Genomic DNA, 16,759 nt, shown 5'->3' on the forward strand with positions numbered 1-16,759 from the left:
TTAATAAAAACTTATGGTTGAAAGCAATGAACGTGCAGCAATGTTCAAATAATTATTATACGTAACGAATGAGAGCATTTGATTGAGTGTCATCCAGCAATAATTTTCATCAACCTCAATTGGGAACTCATCACCAACTTCTACAATGATATTCAAATTCTGCTCTTGGAAGAAACGCCCCCCTTCTTCACTTTGATAACTGCTGTACCAAATGTTCTCTTTTGGTGCATTTAGAACTTGTTCCAAATATGGGATGGTATATTCGTTCTTTCCTTTTCTATAGTTACCAGTCAAGCACTGAACTGTGGGAGCCAACTCAACCACATCAAAATTGCCTGATTCAAGTTTTGCTTGCACAAGGAAGTGATATATTCCATTTATCTTCTTTACAATGAAAGCAATGATACCTTCCTGTGCTGAACGAATCATCGGCTGATCCCATGAAATGACCTCTCGATTTCCAATTTCAACACGCATACCTATCACATCGAAGTACTTTCCGTTTTCATGACTAACAGTATTACCATCGTAAGCCCAATGCTGCATTTCTGATATACCAATAGGCTTAACCTCAAGCTCATACTTAAACTTTAGTGATGTAATCCAATGGATAATGTCCTGTAAATCTAGAAGGTGGTTAGTTTCGCTCAAAACTGAATAGAGAAATGAATCTGGCTTTTCCGACTCTATGCCCGCCATATTCTTTACTGAACTCATCAATTTTAATGAATGTTCAGAATAACTACCGAATTTGATACAAGATATTACGGTACGACTATCCATATTGACAATATTATCATGCCTAAGTAGTTCCTTAATTTGACCAAGCGATACCCAAATAAAGTTAGTATTTACAGGAACATCTTCATTCTCGTCAACCTCAACAATGATATTACGATTACGCTTATGAAGAAAACGAGCACCTTGCTCTGACTGCAATTGATCAATAAGAACCATCACATTCTTTTCGCCATTGAAATACTCCAAATAGTTAGGTGAATCTCCTCCATGAACCCGTGTATAATTGGAACGAGTTGCCTGAAGTGTAGGTGACAATTGCACTATATTTAGGTTCCCAGGTTCTATCTTTGCCTGAATTAGGAAGTGCATAACACCATTGAACTTCTTCACCACAAAACCAAGGAAACCAATCTCAGGTTGATTGATAATAGGCTGATCCCACTCTGGTATGTTTCGATAGTTGGTCTTGACACGAATACCATCGATGCTGAAAAACTTACCTGAATTATGTCCAATACGGTCATTACAATAGTTCCAACCTTTCAACTCGCTGATTGGAATCTGCTGTATTTTGGAAACGACTGCGTCATTCTGCTGTTTCATCCAAAAAAGTATGTCCTGCGTTTTCATGAATGATCCATGACTGAAGGCAGAGACTAGGAAGTCTAATTGTACATCTTCTACTTTTCTTGTTCTCATATTGCTATAAATTAAATATCATTTGAAAAATCTTGAAGTCGTCTATATGGTTTCAAATTAAGTAGCTCCTGTATCTTTAAATCATCAAAGTAGGTATGGTCGCTCTCAATGCGAAGGTCTTTTTCAGGCCAAGGAATATCCACTACCTTTGTGCCAAACTTTCGAGCTACAATTTCAGCGGCTTCACGCAAAGAAAGTGTTTCTCCACCTATATTATATATTTCTTCGTTACTATTTGGATTAAACGCTCCTTCAACTATCTGATAACAAAGATCCTCCATATGAGTGAATGTGCGCTTTATAGTGCCACCTCCATAGAGGGTAATATCATTACCCACCTTTGCTTGTTTAATGAAAAAGCCTACTGTCCCAAAAGAATAGTCGGTAGAGAGAAGATTACCGTATGGAATACAAATACGAAAGATGGTATACGGAATGTCGAAACTTGCGTTATATGCCTGCAACAAACCCTCACATGCTATTTTATTGACCGCATAGATGGTCTTACACTCCTTCTCATCCGTTTCCTTTAAGGGTTTGTCTAAACCTTTATATACCAACCGAGTTGAAGGGAAAACAATCTTTGGCCTGTACTTAGATTTACGAATAGCATCGAGCAGATTTAATAAGCCAATTTCATTGATTGAATTATATACCTGATACTTATCAAACCCATTGTAAGTGCCCGTAAGACCAGCGAACATGAAAATATAATCCACATTCAGATCTATTTTTTCTACAGATTCTGGGCTAGAAATATCTATCTTCTTGAAGTTTATCTCGTCACAATCCAGCATGTCATACACTTGCGAGCAAATTCCTCTCTGCTGCAAGTAGAATGCAAGATGCTTTCCAATGTAACCTTTACCACCAATTATTGCACACCTAATCTTCATTTATTATTGTATATGTCTGAATAATACTTCAAGTAGTCGTCAGAAGTTATATTATTTATCTAAGCTTCATTCTCTTAAGATATCACTTGACAGTCTTCACGATTACTTCTTTTAACTGCAAAGACGATTCCTATCCGAGTTTCTCTTGGAGTTTTGTACTATTAATACTTATCATGCATCGCTTCCGAGTCTATCAGTTATGCATTTAAACAAAGTCTTACTCTTTTTCATGACTAAGGAGATTATCTGCTTTTTTGAATGGCTCGCAATTGATAGATAATCATTAATCTAAGAGAGTATTTTTAAAATTTTAGAGAATATTAATGTTACTTAATATATTCTAGATTTACTCTTGCACCCTTCTTCAAATCACTAGTCATTTTTTTCCCCAATATTTCATTATAATATTTAGGATGCAACCCAAACCCCGGTCGAATAGAACGCACATTTTTTTCTGTAATCAAATCTCCAGCTTTCATATCCTCAACCACATAAAGAGAACGAGAAAAATCTTTTCCTTTAGATTGTTTCTCCGTCAAAGTATAATCCACAACTCCGATAGCACTTTCGGCTTCTCGCACTGCTTTGACCATAGCGGTAAACTCTTCTTCATTCATGGAGAAAGAAGCATCTGGACCACCTATGGAGCGATCCAAAATAAAATGCTTCTCGATGATTTTAGCACCAAAACAAGTCGCTACGACAGGAACGGTTGCTCCCATGGTATGATCTGAAAGCCCACTAAGAACATTATAACGCTCAGCCAAATCTTTTACCATACACATATTCGCCTCATCTATAGGAGCAGGATAACTAGAGGTGCATTTTAATAAGGCAATATCATAATTACCCATTCTTCTACATGCATCCAAAGCCAATTCAATATCTGCTTGCTCTGCAATACCTGTAGATAAAATGATTGGCTTCCCTTTAGAAGCCACATACTCAATCAAAGGAATATCCGTAATCTCAAAAGAAGCTATCTTATAAGCCGGAACATTTAGAGTTTCCAAGAAATCAACCGCTGTTTTATCAAATGGAGAAGAGAAACAGATGATTCCCTCTTCTTTAGCAACTCTAAAAATTTCTTCGTGCCATTCCCAAGGGGTAAAGGCTTCTTGATATAATTTGTAAAGGTTTTTACCCTCCCAAATGGTGCCTTTTATCAAAAAATCCTCTTTATCGCAATCAATTGTAATAGTATCGGCGGTATAGGTTTGCAGTTTAATGCAATCTGCCCCTGCACGTTTTGCTGCACGGATAGTTTCAATAGCAGTAGCAATGCTACCGTTATGATTGGCTGAAAGCTCGGCAATGATAAAAACCTTGCTTTCTTTGTTTATTATAAAATTATCTATTTGCATTTTAAACTTTTTTTGTAAAATGAAAACTATTACAGTTTTCATACTTTATTATATTTTTAAACTCAAATCCTGCTTTTTCAAAAGCTTGCTTCGAGCTTTTATTTTGTTCTTTTATATAGGCGTTTATCAAATAGCCTTTATTGTTTTCTAAAAAATAATCGGATGCCAAAAGTAGTATTTCCTTTGCTAACCCCTTTCCCCTATATTCCGAAGCTATAGAAATTCCAATCAAAGCTTCCTCTTCATTTTCTTTCTGAATGCGAATTTGTCCTATATTTAACTTTTCCTCATTTTGAAAAATCAACAACATACACGAATCATCTTCTACTTTACTTTCGAACCATTTTTTATGATTTTCAAAATCAATAGCAGTGGAATTATATGATTGCTCTCTAACATCCGAATCATTTGCCCAATCAAAATAGAGCTTTGTATCGGCTAAAGTTGCTTTTCGAAAACTTAACATTTATTATTTATTTTAGAATGAATCACTACATCTATATATTTCCCATCAAAAAAACAATGTTCTTTTAATCGAGTTTCTTCAATAAAATTGACATCTAACAATGCAAGATATAAACGAGGACGTAAGTCGAAAGCGTAAGTGAAGATTTTATGAAATTTTAAATCCTCAAAAGCTACTTTTTCTATAAGTGATAAATAGTTAGTCCAATTGGTATGAAAATTATCCTTTTCTAATGCTGTATTCATAATAAATGAAATCTCTGCATTTTTATCAATCCAATTGATATGCACTAAACCACCATAACCAATACATACATCATTTTCTAAATAAGAAAATAAAATTTGATTGGGTTGCTCCTCATCAAAGAGTTTGTCAACTACTGTGTTAAAATAATTTTCTTGGTCTTCAACACTAAGCGGTTTGCTTTGTCGTAAATGATAAATTTGCTCGTTTCTCCATTTCAAAATATCCAAACGATTCTCGTAACGCAACGGAACAATTTTAAAATTGCCCAATTCAATAATTTGTTTTTCTAAACAACTATACGACTTCATTCGGAAATAATTTAAATTTTAATTCTGCCAAAATCCAGTCATTTTCTGTGTCAATATCGTGGGCATGAAGTTCATCAATTTCAATTGCAAAAGTGTCTTGTGTGCGTAAACTTTTATTTACCATTAATTTCTTCACATCAAAAGTATAAAACATCCCCGCATCGTGAAATGCTTTGTCCAAATCCTGAGTTCTTGCATTGGAATTAGAATCATCAAAAGTGGCTATTTTACCCAAGTCAGAAACTTTTAATGCCCTTTGGATTGGATGTGAATACGCCAAAACTGGGAATACGCAATCACAATTTTCTTTAATCAACATATCAAAAGAATCCTGTAAGACTTTAACATTTACAAAAGGAGCACAGGCATAAATACAAGTTGCATATTCAAATAGAATGTTCTTATCCTTATACCAGTCTAATACTTCACACAATACATCAACCGTTGTAGCAAAGTCATTACTATTGTCAGCACTACGAATAAATGGCGTTTTTGCTCCATATTTACTAGCTACTTCTGCAATTTCTTCACTATCTGTTGAAACCATTACCTCGTCATACAAACCACTACGTAAAGCTGCTTCAATAGCATACGCAATAATGGGTTTTCCAGAGAAGTCTTTTACATTCTTGTTCGGAATACGTTTGCTTCCACCACGAGCGGGAATAATGGCGATTTTTTTCAAGTTCAATTTATTTTATATTCTAACTGGAATATCAATACTTTTCAATTCATTTTTTATATCCAAAGGCGTAAACTGCGTAAAATGAAATATACTGGCAGAACCAACCGCTTGTACTTTTGTTTGTGAGAATAACTCATTATAGTGTTCCATCAACCCACCACCACCAGTAGCAATAATTGGAATATTCGTCAACTGAGACACTTGTTTTATCAAATCAATGTCAAAACCATCCATTATTCCATCATTATCAACACTAGTAACTACAAACTCCCCTACTTTACAGGAAATCATCTGATTAACAAAATCTTTTAAAGAAATTTCTATGTTTAATTTATTAAAAATCTTGTACCCACTAGGAGTTAGATAAGCATCAATAGCAATAGAGATACATTGGCTTCCGAAAAAAGCAACCGCTTCATCGATGAATTTTGCATCCAATAAAGCCTTAGTTTTTATTATAACTTTATCTGCACCAATTTTCAGCAAATTGTTTATATCCTCAATTGTTTCAATACCGCCACCAATAGCCACAGGCATATAACATTCTTTTATCACATCAGCAACGAGTTTTAAATTGATTTTTCGCTTTTGTGAACTAGCAAAAATATCTACAAAAACTAATTCATCAACACCACGACTATTATAAACTCTAGCCGCTTGCACAGGATTCCCAACCATTCTGGGATTAGAAAACTTTTTAGTTTTAACTAAACCAAAACCATTAAAGGTTAAAATAGGTATTATTCGTACTTTAAGCATTTATTTCGAAAAAAGATTTTAAAAGTGACAATCCTGCATTTTGACTTTTCTCAGGATGAAATTGTGTAGCAAAAATATTATCTTTCTGAATACTGGCAACCACATCGAAACCATAATTAACAGTTGTAGCAATATCTTTCTTATTCTCGGGAACGACATGATAACTATGAATAAAATAAAAATCGTCTGTTTGACATTCTTTAAAATAGGTCTTATTCAAAACCTGAATATTATTCCAACCCATGTGAGGGACATTTAAATCTTGCAATTCAAATTTAACGACACTTCCTTTTACCCAACCTAGACCTTTACATTCAAAAGGTTCCATCCCTTTTTCCATAATCAACTGCATTCCTAGGCAAATTCCTATGAAATTTTTCTTTTTCACAATAACCTCATCGGTAAGCAATTCAACCAAACCTCTATCGTTCAGATTTTTCATTCCTTGAGCAAAAGAGCCAACACCAGGCAAGAAAATAGTTTTAGCCTCTTTTATTACCTCATGGTCGTCAGTAATCACATTCTCAATTTTTAAAAAATTCAAAGCCTTTTGAACAGAAGCTACATTACCCATTCCGTAATCAATTATTGCTACCATTATTTATTCAAAATCAAAGTTTCTCACTAAATTTCCTTGGGCATCTTTTATGAAATTCCCGCTTTCGTCTTGAGCAAATAAAACAGGATTTGTGAAAGAGTCTAAAATGACATCGATTTCTTCTTTTGTCATACCTGAGTATTTCACAAATTCATCAACACCATAATTAGGATACTTTCCATCATATTGTTTAACTAATTTCAAGCCCTCTTCTCTTGTCAATCTGTTGTTTCTAACATCAATACATGCATGATCCGTTGCGCGTCCAAAACCATATTTTACATATTTTAAATAATCATGTAAACCGTGCATTTTTTCGTCCAGATTCTCATAATTAGTATATGTTCCTTCAACAGGTCCGTCTACTTTTACAGCGAAACCGTGTTTTTTCACAATTTCAAGTTGCTTTTGGGCATCCCAAAAGAAATAGTGTCCTAAAAACAATCCTACCACACCTACTCTATCAATATCTTCATCCGAAGGATAGAAATAAGGTGTTAAATCTTTTTCGGTCAAACCATCAACCCCAACCATATCTTGGATTCGATTCCCTAATAATCCTCCAAACTCTTCCAACCATTTTCTGTTTAGATGTTTGTTTTCTATAGATTCAACTGGACCACCATACTCTTGTTGCGGATTTTCACCCCAAATAACTAACGGTATATTAAATTTAACAGCTATATGAATCGGAATCGTAAAAATACCTAAATGATTTGGCCACATCTCGTCGCCAACTCTTTTAAATCCTTCAACAACCATACTTTTATAAGCTTTGTAATTCTTTTTAAAATAAATTACATCAATACCCATTTTTGAAATATTGTCAATATTCACTTGACCTACTGCCGTTAGATTTGTTGTTTCGAAACAAACACATAAAGGATTTAGTCCGCAAACTTCTTTCATAAAATAGGCTTGATACGTACTGTCTTTACCTCCACTTACTGGAATTAAACAATCGTAACCAATTTCATTCGGCCCTTTTTTATATTTATCAATAATCGTATTGAAATCAATTTCTCTTTGTTTCCAATCAATTGAATTATCTTTTTGGTCAGCTGCAACACAAGCAGAACAAACACCTTCTTCATTAAAAAACAAATCTGGTTTTGTTTCAGGAAACAAACATTTAGAACAATAATGAATTTTCATAATTTATTTTTTATAATATTCTTGAATTTTATCAATAACAAACTTTTGCTCTTCAACGGTCAAAGTTGGATACATAGGCAAACTCAAACAGTTTTTGTAATAGGCTTCTGCATTAGGTATATCACCTTCTTTCCATCCAAATTGTTTATAATATGGCATCAAATGACAAGGGATGTAATGTATCTGAGCGAAAATTTTATTTTCTCTTAAATAATTATACAAACCTAGTCGATCTTCCACCTCAATAACATAAAGATGATACGCATGACCGTCTACAACTCCAGATTGTCCTTTGATAAACGACTTTCCTTTAAAAGCATTTTCATATGTAGCTGCAATTTCTCTTCTTTTTAAAATACCTTCATCTGCTCTTTGCAACTGACTAGTTCCCAAAGCAGCTTGGAAATCAGTTAGTCTATAATTAAATCCGAGGGTTTGCATTTCCATATACCAAGCAGGATAAACACTACTTACGGCAACTGTTCCATTTGCAAAATCTACAGAATTGATGTAATCATCTTCATTTTTAGTAATGCCGTGTGTACGCAAAGCCAAAAGTTTTTTGTACAGGATTTCATCATTAGTAGTTATCATTCCGCCCTCACCACAGGCAATATGTTTCACTGGATGGAAAGAAAAAATGGCCAAATCAGCAAAATTACTATTACCGCAATTTTGAATTTTATTATTGGCATCTTCAAAAAAACCACCAGGAGCATGGCACGCATCCTCAATAATCCATAAATTATATTCATTTGCTAACTTTCTATACGCTTCTAAATTTACCGCTCTTCCAGCAAAATCAACAGGGATGATTCCTTTGTAAGTACCTTTTGGAGACGCTTCTAATAAAGTTTTTACTTTTTCAATATCCAAAAGATAGGTATCGGGATTAATATCCGAGAAAACAACTTCTCCGCCACAATAACGAACGCAATTAGCCGAAGCCGCAAAAGTAATTGGTGTGGTAATCACTTTGTCTCCCTCTTTTACATCTAAAGCCAAAGTACATAAATGCAAAGCAGCAGTTCCATTGGAGACAGCAACAGCATAATTACTTCCAACATATTCAGCAAAAGCTTTTTCAAACTCTATAATTTTAGGACCTTGTGTCAAATAATCAGATTGTAGTGCTGCTGTAACAACATTAATATCATCTTGTGTAATATTTTGACGACCGTAAGGTATTGCTTTATCAATCATTTACTAAAAATTTGAATCTACATGTTCTTTAATCAGTTCTCTTAAACCAGCTACAGTTTCCCATTCGGTATTAGTCCCTGAATTATAATTAAATCCTTCTTCAACTTTTACCGCATTAAAAGCATTGATAAAATCTTCAAGATCAAAGTGAGGAACAGAAGGTAATATGGTGAAATATTTACCTAAGTCATACGTATTGTAAGAATCTGAAGAAGTAATCATCTCTTCATGAATTTTCTCGCCTGGGCGTATTCCTATAATATCTAGTGTACATTCAGGAGCGACTGCTTCTGCTACATCTGTAATTTTATAAGAAGGTATTTTAGGTATGAATATTTCACCACCCCAAGCTTGGTCAATAGCATGCATTACCATATCAACACCGCCTTGTAATGAAATATTAAAACGAGTCATGGTCGCATCAGTAATAGGCAACTTTCCTTCTGTTCTCTTTTTCATAAAGAATGGGATAACAGAACCATTAGACCCCATCACATTTCCATAACGAACAACTGAGAACTTTATAGGATTAGCTCCCTTGATATTGTTAGCCGCTACAAATAATTTATCTGATGTTAGTTTAGTAGCACCGTACAAATTAATCGGTGCACAGGCTTTATCCGTTGACAATGCCACAACATTACTAACACTTGTTTGCAAAGCCGCATGAATTACATTTTGAGCTCCTCCGATATTAGTTTTTATACATTCATCCGGGTTATATTCAGCCAAATGCACATGTTTCATGGCAGCAGCATGTATTACAACATCTACACCTTGAAAAGCTCTCACCAATCTTTGTTCATCTCTTACATCCCCCAACAAAAAACGAATCTGCGGGAATTGGCTTTCAGGAAACTCTTGAGCCATTTGAAACTGCTTTTGTTCATCTCTGGACAAAATGATAAGTTTCTTTATATTTGGGTGATTTTTAAAAATATGAGACGTAAGTGCTTTACCTAAAGAACCCGTTCCTCCTGTTATTAAAATTGTTTTATTATCTAACATATCTTCCTGATTATATATATTTAATTATCATTTTTTATTCATCTCCTTCTGATGCACTTCTATCCGCAACCCAGAACTCGAAAATCGATGATCTCGTGTATTAAAGTACAATTCAATGCCTTTCGCTTCACAATACATTCTCCCTGTAGAATCTTGTTCCCTATACTCATCTCCTAAAATACGTACATCGATTTTAAAGGACTGCAATATATCTTCCAAATCCTGTTCGGTAGCATAAGGCACTATTTCATCGACAAACTTACAGCCCTTCAATTGGATGTAACGCTCTACCACTGTTTGTGCGGGTTGGTTTTTATCGGGACGATCCAGTAGGGTCCGTTTGCAATCCAACTATTAAATAACCGCAATGACGTTTGGCTTCTTCGAGCATTTTTACATGGCCTGCGTGAAATAAGTCAAAGGCACTAAAAGTTATTCCTGTTTTCATTTTTCTCTTATCTTTTGTCAGTTTTAGGTTGTGGATTATCTGGCTTTTAGTTGTTTTGTTACAAGTTTCAGCTTGAATTAACTGATCACACAAAATAGTTTACAAATCCAAATGCTTCAACAATCGTCTCACTATCAATCCCAAATCCATCAAAAACCCAGCCAAAAATCCGCCCATTACCAAACCTTTGGCTTTTCCGAAACGTTCTTTCGGCAATGGTAAAATAGGTCGGTCAATTACTTGAATCAAAGGCGTTTCTTTACCTAAAGTGACTTAGCCAATTCAGATTGCTTGACCAGTTCAGTGAGAATCGCTGTAGTGGCTTGTACATCCATGTTATTTATTTAGAGACCTATAGTAATTTCATCTCTTAGGGTATCGACGCAAAATTTATAACCTTCCAAAAAATCTAAGCCTAAAAGCCCGTCATAGTTAGAAAAAATTCCGTGTGCCAAGAAATCATAAACTTGTATTTGTAATTTTTCTTTGTGAATCCCGAGGGAGTGAATGGATCCTATCTCATAAATTTCTGATTCCACTAACCCATTTGCAGTTTCTATCTGTACAACTTCAATTGCATCTTTAAGCTCATAACCCGACAAATACAAAGCGTTACTATCAATAGTAGTATTCGAACATCCCGTATCCAAAATCATTCTGAATTTACTCTTTCCGTCTAAAGTGACACTTAGAACAATAAGACCACAATCAGGCATCCTTTCAAAATGATACTTCATTTTTTAATTCCTCTAAAAATTCCCGTTAAAGTCCTTGCCGCATCGGATGTTCCTGTAAAAATCAGTGTGATTGTTTTATAATCACTTGTTTTACTTTTGCCTAAATAACAAACTTCTTTCTTGTCCTTACTGTGCAATACGGGAATGCCCGAAAGTACATGTAACTCCGATTCGTCCATTTTTGGATTCCCAATCAAAACCCATTCTTCCGGAAATAATGCTTTTATTTCCTCAATCTTTTTTATTAATGTTCCCATTTTAAAACCTATTAAAAATTAGACCTATTTTTTAAATAATAGCCACCACAAAGTTACGACTTTAAATCTGTTGTCAGTTTTCGGTTGTGGGTTGTCAGTTTTCGATTAATTTTAGTTTTTTATTTTTACGTAATTAAGTTTTAATAAATTTTTAACCTTAATTAACTTACTTTGATTCGCAGTGCCAATATGCTCTACTTTTCCTCTTCCAAAATATCAATTGGTAGCATTCTTTGTGTCTTCTTAGTGAACTTTGTGGTTAAACAATTTAAACCTGAAACAAATTTAAACCTGAAGCTCCCTCAACAACCTTCTCACAATCAATCCCAACACAGTCAAAAACCCAGCCAAAAAACCACCAATCACCAAACCTTTGGCTTTTCCGAAACGTTCTTTGGGTAACGGCAAAATAGGGCGATCAATCACTTGGATTAAAGGCGTTTCTTTACGCAAAGTTACTTTTGCTAGTTCAGTTTGTTTGACCAACTCAGTAAGTATGGCCGTATTCGCCTGCACATCTACCTGTCTACGAGCCGATGGGGCGCGACGCACATTGAGTGCAGGATTCAACATAAAAGTATTGTCGTTGGCTACAGCCACTCCAGTAATAGCTCCGTTGAGTTCAGCACGAATAGAATCGGTTTGGCGTTCCAAAATTTCCATATTCATTCTCGCTTTTTTGCTTTTGGTATCTACATAAAATTTACCTACTTGTCTGGCTAATGCTTCGCAAAAATAAAGGGAGAACAATTCATCAGTAGAAGCTACATCCATGGATATAATAGCGACTTTTTTATCCTTTTGAGCCACAGACAAAGACCCTTTGGACAAATTCCCGTAAATCACCCCCAAGATACTGTCATGCACTCTGGTGAAATACTTCCGCTTGGTATCAGGCAAAAATTGGATGTTTTTGAATTTGGGATTGTCATTCCAGCTGTCTCTCCACTCATTATTTTGAATGTACATTTCGGCCAAGGAAATTACTTTCCCGTTTACCGTAACAGGAGTCATTAAGGTTTGTTCTACCATAGTACGGGATTTGAACAACTCAGCCAAATTAGAACCCGTAAAGATACTTCCGCCACCGCCTCCAAGATCAATCCCAAAGGAACTGGCCAAGCCTAAAGCGCCTCCCAAACCTCCTCCTGACTTTTCATCCTCTAAAGCAAAAGACAATGTAGCAGTATAAATTGGCTTTTTGATAAAAGAATAAGTTACTCCCAAAGCAGCACCTATTACACCTGCCAATACAATGATTTTCCATTGGGACAGCAAATAAGCATACCATTCCTTAGCCTTTTCAATAAGTTCTTTTAACGAAATCTCGTCATTGGGTATTTGTTGTTCCATATTTCCGTTGTCGGTTTTCTGTTGTCGGTTTTATGTTATCTGTTTTCGGTTGTCCGTTATTGGTTATCCGTTTTCTTTTAATCAGCCTGCCCCGAGTTCCTCCTGAATTTTTATCGAAGGACCAAGGGGTCACTTCTTCCCGCAAACTATCCAATCGTGTGGACACATCTAATTATGGAACACAGATGAAACAGATTAAACGAATTTACACAGATAAAAATTAGTTAATCCATATATAGCTTCAAATATTATGTATATTTCACATCCTAATTCTTAGTTTATGCTTAAAGAATCAGTGCCGATCTGTCCAATCTGTGTACCATTATGACGCATAATAATTTGTGTACACACGATTGAATAGTTTGCGAGATTAACCGTGGGTAACGTATCGATAAACATTTTTTTTCGATATTGAATTCCCCCTAATATTGTCTCCAACGGTTGAAACCGTTTGCTATGGTATAATCAAACCGTTGTCAAGAGGAATTACTATACTAAATTCCTTTATTCAACGCCCAAATTTTGGAGTTGTGTCCACACGATAGGCAAACTATCGGGAGTATCGTGAAGACGGTTTTCTTTATTCTGTATTCTTTCTTCTAATAATGCCCTCTAGCCGATTGAATTTCAATAACCTCTTCATTAATTACTTCATAAACCAACCGATGTTCCAGCGTTATTCGTCTGGACCAAGAACCAGTCATTTCGTGCTTTAAGGCTTCGGGTTTGCCAATTCCTGTAAAGGGATGCTTTAAAATATCTTCCAATAAAGCCGATATCTTTTTTAAAACAGCTTTATTACCAGTTTTAACCCAGTAGGCTAAATCTTGTTCCGCTAACGGCAAAAAAATTATTTCCATAAACTGTTCAACTCTTCCAAAGTGATTTTCACACCTTTCCCTTGCTTGGAGTCCTCACGAGCTTTCAGTATTTTTTTTACGAATTCTGGATTATACGGTTTTTCTTCAACCACTTTAAATTTAATTTTAAAAGCTTTCATAACCGCTTTCAAATTTTCTATTTGAGAATCATCATTTGGATATACTTTTATATTTATTGCGTTCATAATTCAATGTTTATTAAATTATCACTATTTTATTATTTTAATTCTACTAAAGTTATTTAATCTTACCCTATACAAATTTACAAATATATTCTTTTGTGTTTTGTTTTCTTTTTCGGTTGTTCGTTCTCTGTTCTCTGTTCTCTAAACTCATTAAACTTTTAAACTCATTAAACTTTTAAACTCATTAAACTTTTAAACTTTTAAACTCATTAAACAGATAACTCATAACAGATAACTCACAACCCATAACCGAAAACCCACAACTCAAAACTACGGTTTAATAGCCGTAACCAACAAAACTCCCATACTCACCAGCACAGAGGCAATACTCACCCATTCTCCAGCACTCATTTTCTTGGCTTCTGGCTTTTCGGGTACCACAATTTGTGATCCTGGCACTACTGTCGGATTGGATCTAAAAAACAACAAAACATTATGTGATACTGACGCTTTCCCATTAGGGTAAATAATATAAGCTTTCTTTCTCCAACCTTTGGCATCAACACCTCCTACTGCATCCAAATAATAATTAAAACCTCTACCTTCTACGTACGGAATCTCTGAAGTCAAAAGTACATTTCCTGCCACTTTAACGGTTTCATTGAAAGCCGAAACTTCTATTTCGTCTCCAGGCAATAAAGTTACATTCGCATTTCCGGTTTGATTTTTGGACACTTTGGCCCAATCTACTGGAATGGTAGCATATTTTAAATCTTCTTTGAGTTTCTTTTCCAATTTGTTTTGGATGCTGTCTTTTTTACCCAAATTCAAACTCACATTTTCTAAATCTTCAATTTGTGTCGCTTTTATGGGTCTTTTGATTTTTACTCCGTTCAAACTCGCAGTTGATGTTAATCCGCCTGCTCTTTGGATAACGTCATAAATCTTTTCTTTTTTGTTAGCCAAAACATATTTCCCTGGATAGGCAACCGAACCTTTTATGATCACCATTTCGGGTTTATCGGTAACTGCCATTCTTCTGATATTAACTACATCAAAAGGTTTTAGATCAAAATTGTTAGCCTGCTCATTCGAATCAGGTGTAATTTCAATAGTAAACAATTCAACTCTATTTGGATTGGTATCGTCTATATTTTCTGCTTTGATCATTCTCGCGATTTCAACACGTTTAGAGGCTGAACCAGTCAATCCGCCCGCTGCAACAATCAAATCGTTTAGGGTTAAATTGTCCTGATAATCATACACATCTGGCTTTTTGATTTCACCATCAATCGTTACTTTGTATTCTTCTTTGAAATCCAAAATAGAGTACACCGTTACTACATCTTCTTTCTTTAAAGCAATATCGGCATTAAAATCACCAGACATTGCTTTGGATAAATCAATATTTACATTTTCATAAGTCAAATCCGATTTCAAACGAACGATTCGGGCTCTCTTTAAATAGGCATCTTCTTTTAATCCTTCGGCTTGACGAATCAAATTGGAAACGCGCATTCCTTCATAGTAGGAATACGTATCCGGTCTGAATACTGCTCCTTTGATGATGATTCGGTTCTCAAAACGGTTCAAAATTTTGGAAACACGGTACACATCTCCATTCAAAGGCGTGTAACTGCTGTATTGTGCCGCTTGAATATCGGCAACCTTGAATTCTTTTCCTGTTTTTTGCAAAACATTCACAGATGCGGTATAGGCAAACTCATTAAATCCCGAAGCAAAATTCAATAAATTGGAGAAATTCTCCCCTTTTTTCATTTCAAAAATACCAGGGCGTTTTACTTCGCCTTCTACTGTTACTCTGTTGGTGTAGGCTGGAATACGAATAACATCATTGTCCTTTAAACCCACATTATCCGATTGGTTTCCACTTACCAAAAAACGGTAAATATCAATATTTTTATAAACTTTATTGTTTCGAATCAATTCAATATTTCTGTAACTTCCGTTTTTACCGGGTCCTCCACCTAAAAACAAGGCATTGTAAACCGTTGCCAAAGAGGAAATGGAGTAATTCCCAGGTTGTCTGCTTCCTATGATAGTTACTTTGATGGTACGAATACGACTTAAACTTACACTAACTTGAGATTGTCCGTTACGAACGGTACTGTAGATTCTAGAAATAGCTCCTTTTATTTTTTGGGTGGCCGCTTCAATAGTCATCCCGGAAACAGCAATTTGTCCTACGTATTGTATGTTGACTTTTCCTTCTACAGATACGGGTACATTGTCATTAAATTCTTGCACTCCGTTAACGCTCACTTGCAATTCGTCACCAGGTCCCAAAACATAATTGACAGGAGTAGCCAATTTTAAGTTGGGTTGGAAATTCAAAGTGGGATTATCGAACAACTCAGAGCCAAAAACAAGCGAATTTAAGTCATCCTTAACTTTCTTGTTATCTATTTTTTCTTGTTTTCGATCGGTATCTTCACTGTCATCAGGTTCGTTTTCAAAATCGGTAGCTTTTGATTGCTTTTTATTTGTTTTCGGATCAGCCGTAGCTTTAGATCCTTCTGTAAGTGTCAAACGCTTTTTTAACTTTGCAAATTCGGCAACACTCATACCTTTAGACAAGGCCAAAGATTCTGCTTGGTCTATGGATACGTTATTACTTTGCAATTGCGATTTTATCTTTGCGATATCTCCATCCGATAAATAATCTACTCTTACGGTACTTAGATCACTCCCTTTTAAGATATCCTGCGCCATTACGGTACTGGATTGAAAAAGGGCTATAAAAAGGACAATTACTGTAATTATTTTTCTCATATTATATTTAATTTTTTGATCATTTAATTTATTTTTT

At 35.1% G+C, this 16,759-nt stretch carries 18 protein-coding genes and 1 pseudogene; all 19 read right to left on the bottom strand.

Features of this window, described 5'->3' with window-relative positions; all coding sequences use genetic code 11:
- The 19 genes and pseudogenes from AC8GF4_RS14030 to AC8GF4_RS14120 all read right to left on the bottom strand — a co-directional run bounded on the left by AC8GF4_RS14030 (position 1) and on the right by AC8GF4_RS14120 (position 16,722).
- Positions 1-1,440: an NDP-hexose 2,3-dehydratase family protein gene (locus AC8GF4_RS14030; protein ID WP_506595551.1), complete on the bottom strand. Its 1,440-nt coding sequence runs from the start codon at positions 1,438-1,440 to the stop codon at positions 1-3.
- Positions 1,441-1,451: 11 nt separating this feature from the next.
- On the bottom strand, positions 1,452-2,336 hold the full coding sequence (locus AC8GF4_RS14035; protein WP_506595553.1) for an NAD-dependent epimerase/dehydratase family protein: 885 nt from the start codon (positions 2,334-2,336) through the stop codon (positions 1,452-1,454).
- 326 nt (positions 2,337-2,662) lie between these two features.
- Positions 2,663-3,700 (bottom strand): pseudaminic acid synthase, encoded by a 1,038-nt coding sequence (gene pseI, locus AC8GF4_RS14040; protein ID WP_506595555.1) that lies wholly within the window; start codon positions 3,698-3,700, stop codon positions 2,663-2,665.
- A gap of 1 nt (position 3,701) precedes the next feature.
- Positions 3,702-4,166, bottom strand: a complete 465-nt coding sequence (locus AC8GF4_RS14045) for a GNAT family N-acetyltransferase (RefSeq protein WP_506595556.1) — start codon at positions 4,164-4,166, stop codon at positions 3,702-3,704.
- Positions 4,160-4,720: a GNAT family N-acetyltransferase gene (locus AC8GF4_RS14050; RefSeq protein ID WP_506595558.1), complete on the bottom strand. Its 561-nt coding sequence runs from the start codon at positions 4,718-4,720 to the stop codon at positions 4,160-4,162. The genes AC8GF4_RS14045 and AC8GF4_RS14050 overlap by 7 nt, the downstream gene beginning before the upstream one ends.
- Positions 4,707-5,405 (bottom strand): pseudaminic acid cytidylyltransferase, encoded by a 699-nt coding sequence (gene pseF / locus AC8GF4_RS14055; RefSeq protein ID WP_506595560.1) that lies wholly within the window; start codon positions 5,403-5,405, stop codon positions 4,707-4,709. The genes AC8GF4_RS14050 and pseF overlap by 14 nt, the downstream gene beginning before the upstream one ends.
- A gap of 12 nt (positions 5,406-5,417) precedes the next feature.
- Positions 5,418-6,164, bottom strand: a complete 747-nt coding sequence (hisF, locus tag AC8GF4_RS14060) for an imidazole glycerol phosphate synthase subunit HisF (protein ID WP_506595562.1) — start codon at positions 6,162-6,164, stop codon at positions 5,418-5,420.
- Positions 6,157-6,762 carry an imidazole glycerol phosphate synthase subunit HisH gene (gene hisH, locus AC8GF4_RS14065; RefSeq protein ID WP_506595564.1) on the bottom strand — a complete coding sequence of 202 codons (606 nt, stop codon included), beginning with the start codon at positions 6,760-6,762 and terminating at the stop codon, positions 6,157-6,159. Before hisH ends, hisF begins: the two co-directional genes overlap by 8 nt.
- 3 nt (positions 6,763-6,765) lie before the next feature.
- Positions 6,766-7,917, bottom strand: a complete 1,152-nt coding sequence (locus AC8GF4_RS14070; RefSeq protein ID WP_506595566.1) for an N-acetyl sugar amidotransferase — start codon at positions 7,915-7,917, stop codon at positions 6,766-6,768.
- A 3-nt stretch (positions 7,918-7,920) separates the two neighbouring features.
- Positions 7,921-9,120, bottom strand: a complete 1,200-nt coding sequence (gene pseC / locus AC8GF4_RS14075; RefSeq protein ID WP_506595568.1) for a UDP-4-amino-4,6-dideoxy-N-acetyl-beta-L-altrosamine transaminase — start codon at positions 9,118-9,120, stop codon at positions 7,921-7,923.
- Positions 9,121-9,123: 3 nt separating this feature from the next.
- On the bottom strand, positions 9,124-10,128 hold the full coding sequence (gene pseB / locus AC8GF4_RS14080) for a UDP-N-acetylglucosamine 4,6-dehydratase (inverting) (RefSeq protein ID WP_506595570.1): 1,005 nt from the start codon (positions 10,126-10,128) through the stop codon (positions 9,124-9,126).
- A 27-nt stretch (positions 10,129-10,155) separates the two neighbouring features.
- Positions 10,156-10,576, bottom strand: a pseudogene (locus tag AC8GF4_RS14085) (adenylyltransferase/cytidyltransferase family protein).
- A 99-nt stretch (positions 10,577-10,675) separates the two neighbouring features.
- Positions 10,676-10,825 (bottom strand): hypothetical protein, encoded by a 150-nt coding sequence (locus tag AC8GF4_RS14090; RefSeq protein WP_506595572.1) that lies wholly within the window; start codon positions 10,823-10,825, stop codon positions 10,676-10,678.
- Between the two features lie 95 nt (positions 10,826-10,920).
- Complete coding sequence (locus AC8GF4_RS14095; protein WP_506595574.1) at positions 10,921-11,313, bottom strand: aspartyl protease family protein; 393 nt, start codon at positions 11,311-11,313, stop codon at positions 10,921-10,923.
- Entirely contained in the window at positions 11,310-11,570 is a 261-nt protein-coding gene (locus AC8GF4_RS14100) for a hypothetical protein (RefSeq protein ID WP_506595575.1), read from the bottom strand. The genes AC8GF4_RS14095 and AC8GF4_RS14100 overlap by 4 nt, the downstream gene beginning before the upstream one ends.
- Before the next feature lie 285 nt (positions 11,571-11,855).
- Positions 11,856-12,923: a Wzz/FepE/Etk N-terminal domain-containing protein gene (locus AC8GF4_RS14105; RefSeq protein ID WP_506595577.1), complete on the bottom strand. Its 1,068-nt coding sequence runs from the start codon at positions 12,921-12,923 to the stop codon at positions 11,856-11,858.
- Between the two features lie 599 nt (positions 12,924-13,522).
- Positions 13,523-13,783 carry a Txe/YoeB family addiction module toxin gene (locus AC8GF4_RS14110; RefSeq protein WP_506595578.1) on the bottom strand — a complete coding sequence of 87 codons (261 nt, stop codon included), beginning with the start codon at positions 13,781-13,783 and terminating at the stop codon, positions 13,523-13,525.
- A complete protein-coding gene (locus AC8GF4_RS14115) occupies positions 13,774-13,989 on the bottom strand; it encodes a DUF2683 family protein (RefSeq protein WP_506595580.1) in 216 nt (71 codons plus the stop codon). The genes AC8GF4_RS14110 and AC8GF4_RS14115 overlap by 10 nt, the downstream gene beginning before the upstream one ends.
- 270 nt (positions 13,990-14,259) lie before the next feature.
- Positions 14,260-16,722, bottom strand: a complete 2,463-nt coding sequence (locus tag AC8GF4_RS14120) for an SLBB domain-containing protein (protein WP_506595581.1) — start codon at positions 16,720-16,722, stop codon at positions 14,260-14,262.
- Positions 16,723-16,759 lie beyond the last annotated feature (37 nt).

The sequence above is a fragment of the Flavobacterium rarum (SeqCode) genome (assembly GCF_965234445.1).
In the GTDB taxonomy this organism is placed as follows: domain Bacteria; phylum Bacteroidota; class Bacteroidia; order Flavobacteriales; family Flavobacteriaceae; genus Flavobacterium; species Flavobacterium rarum.

Bases quoted from the DNA above. Each gene is read 5' to 3' on its own strand.
- AC8GF4_RS14030 (WP_506595551.1), bottom strand. From the start codon at position 1,440: ATGAGAACAAGAAAAGTAGAAGATGTACAATTAGACTTCCTAGTCTCT.
- AC8GF4_RS14035 (WP_506595553.1), bottom strand. From the start codon at position 2,336: ATGAAGATTAGGTGTGCAATAATTGGTGGTAAAGGTTACATTGGAAAG.
- pseI (WP_506595555.1), bottom strand. From the start codon at position 3,700: ATGCAAATAGATAATTTTATAATAAACAAAGAAAGCAAGGTTTTTATC.
- AC8GF4_RS14045 (WP_506595556.1), bottom strand. From the start codon at position 4,166: ATGTTAAGTTTTCGAAAAGCAACTTTAGCCGATACAAAGCTCTATTTT.
- AC8GF4_RS14050 (WP_506595558.1), bottom strand. From the start codon at position 4,720: ATGAAGTCGTATAGTTGTTTAGAAAAACAAATTATTGAATTGGGCAAT.
- hisF (WP_506595562.1), bottom strand. From the start codon at position 6,164: ATGCTTAAAGTACGAATAATACCTATTTTAACCTTTAATGGTTTTGGT.
- hisH (WP_506595564.1), bottom strand. From the start codon at position 6,762: ATGGTAGCAATAATTGATTACGGAATGGGTAATGTAGCTTCTGTTCAA.
- AC8GF4_RS14070 (WP_506595566.1), bottom strand. From the start codon at position 7,917: ATGAAAATTCATTATTGTTCTAAATGTTTGTTTCCTGAAACAAAACCA.
- pseC (WP_506595568.1), bottom strand. From the start codon at position 9,120: ATGATTGATAAAGCAATACCTTACGGTCGTCAAAATATTACACAAGAT.
- pseB (WP_506595570.1), bottom strand. From the start codon at position 10,128: ATGTTAGATAATAAAACAATTTTAATAACAGGAGGAACGGGTTCTTTA.
- AC8GF4_RS14095 (WP_506595574.1), bottom strand. From the start codon at position 11,313: ATGAAGTATCATTTTGAAAGGATGCCTGATTGTGGTCTTATTGTTCTA.
- AC8GF4_RS14100 (WP_506595575.1), bottom strand. From the start codon at position 11,570: ATGGGAACATTAATAAAAAAGATTGAGGAAATAAAAGCATTATTTCCG.
- AC8GF4_RS14105 (WP_506595577.1), bottom strand. From the start codon at position 12,923: ATGGAACAACAAATACCCAATGACGAGATTTCGTTAAAAGAACTTATT.
- AC8GF4_RS14110 (WP_506595578.1), bottom strand. From the start codon at position 13,783: ATGGAAATAATTTTTTTGCCGTTAGCGGAACAAGATTTAGCCTACTGG.
- AC8GF4_RS14115 (WP_506595580.1), bottom strand. From the start codon at position 13,989: ATGAACGCAATAAATATAAAAGTATATCCAAATGATGATTCTCAAATA.
- AC8GF4_RS14120 (WP_506595581.1), bottom strand. From the start codon at position 16,722: ATGAGAAAAATAATTACAGTAATTGTCCTTTTTATAGCCCTTTTTCAA.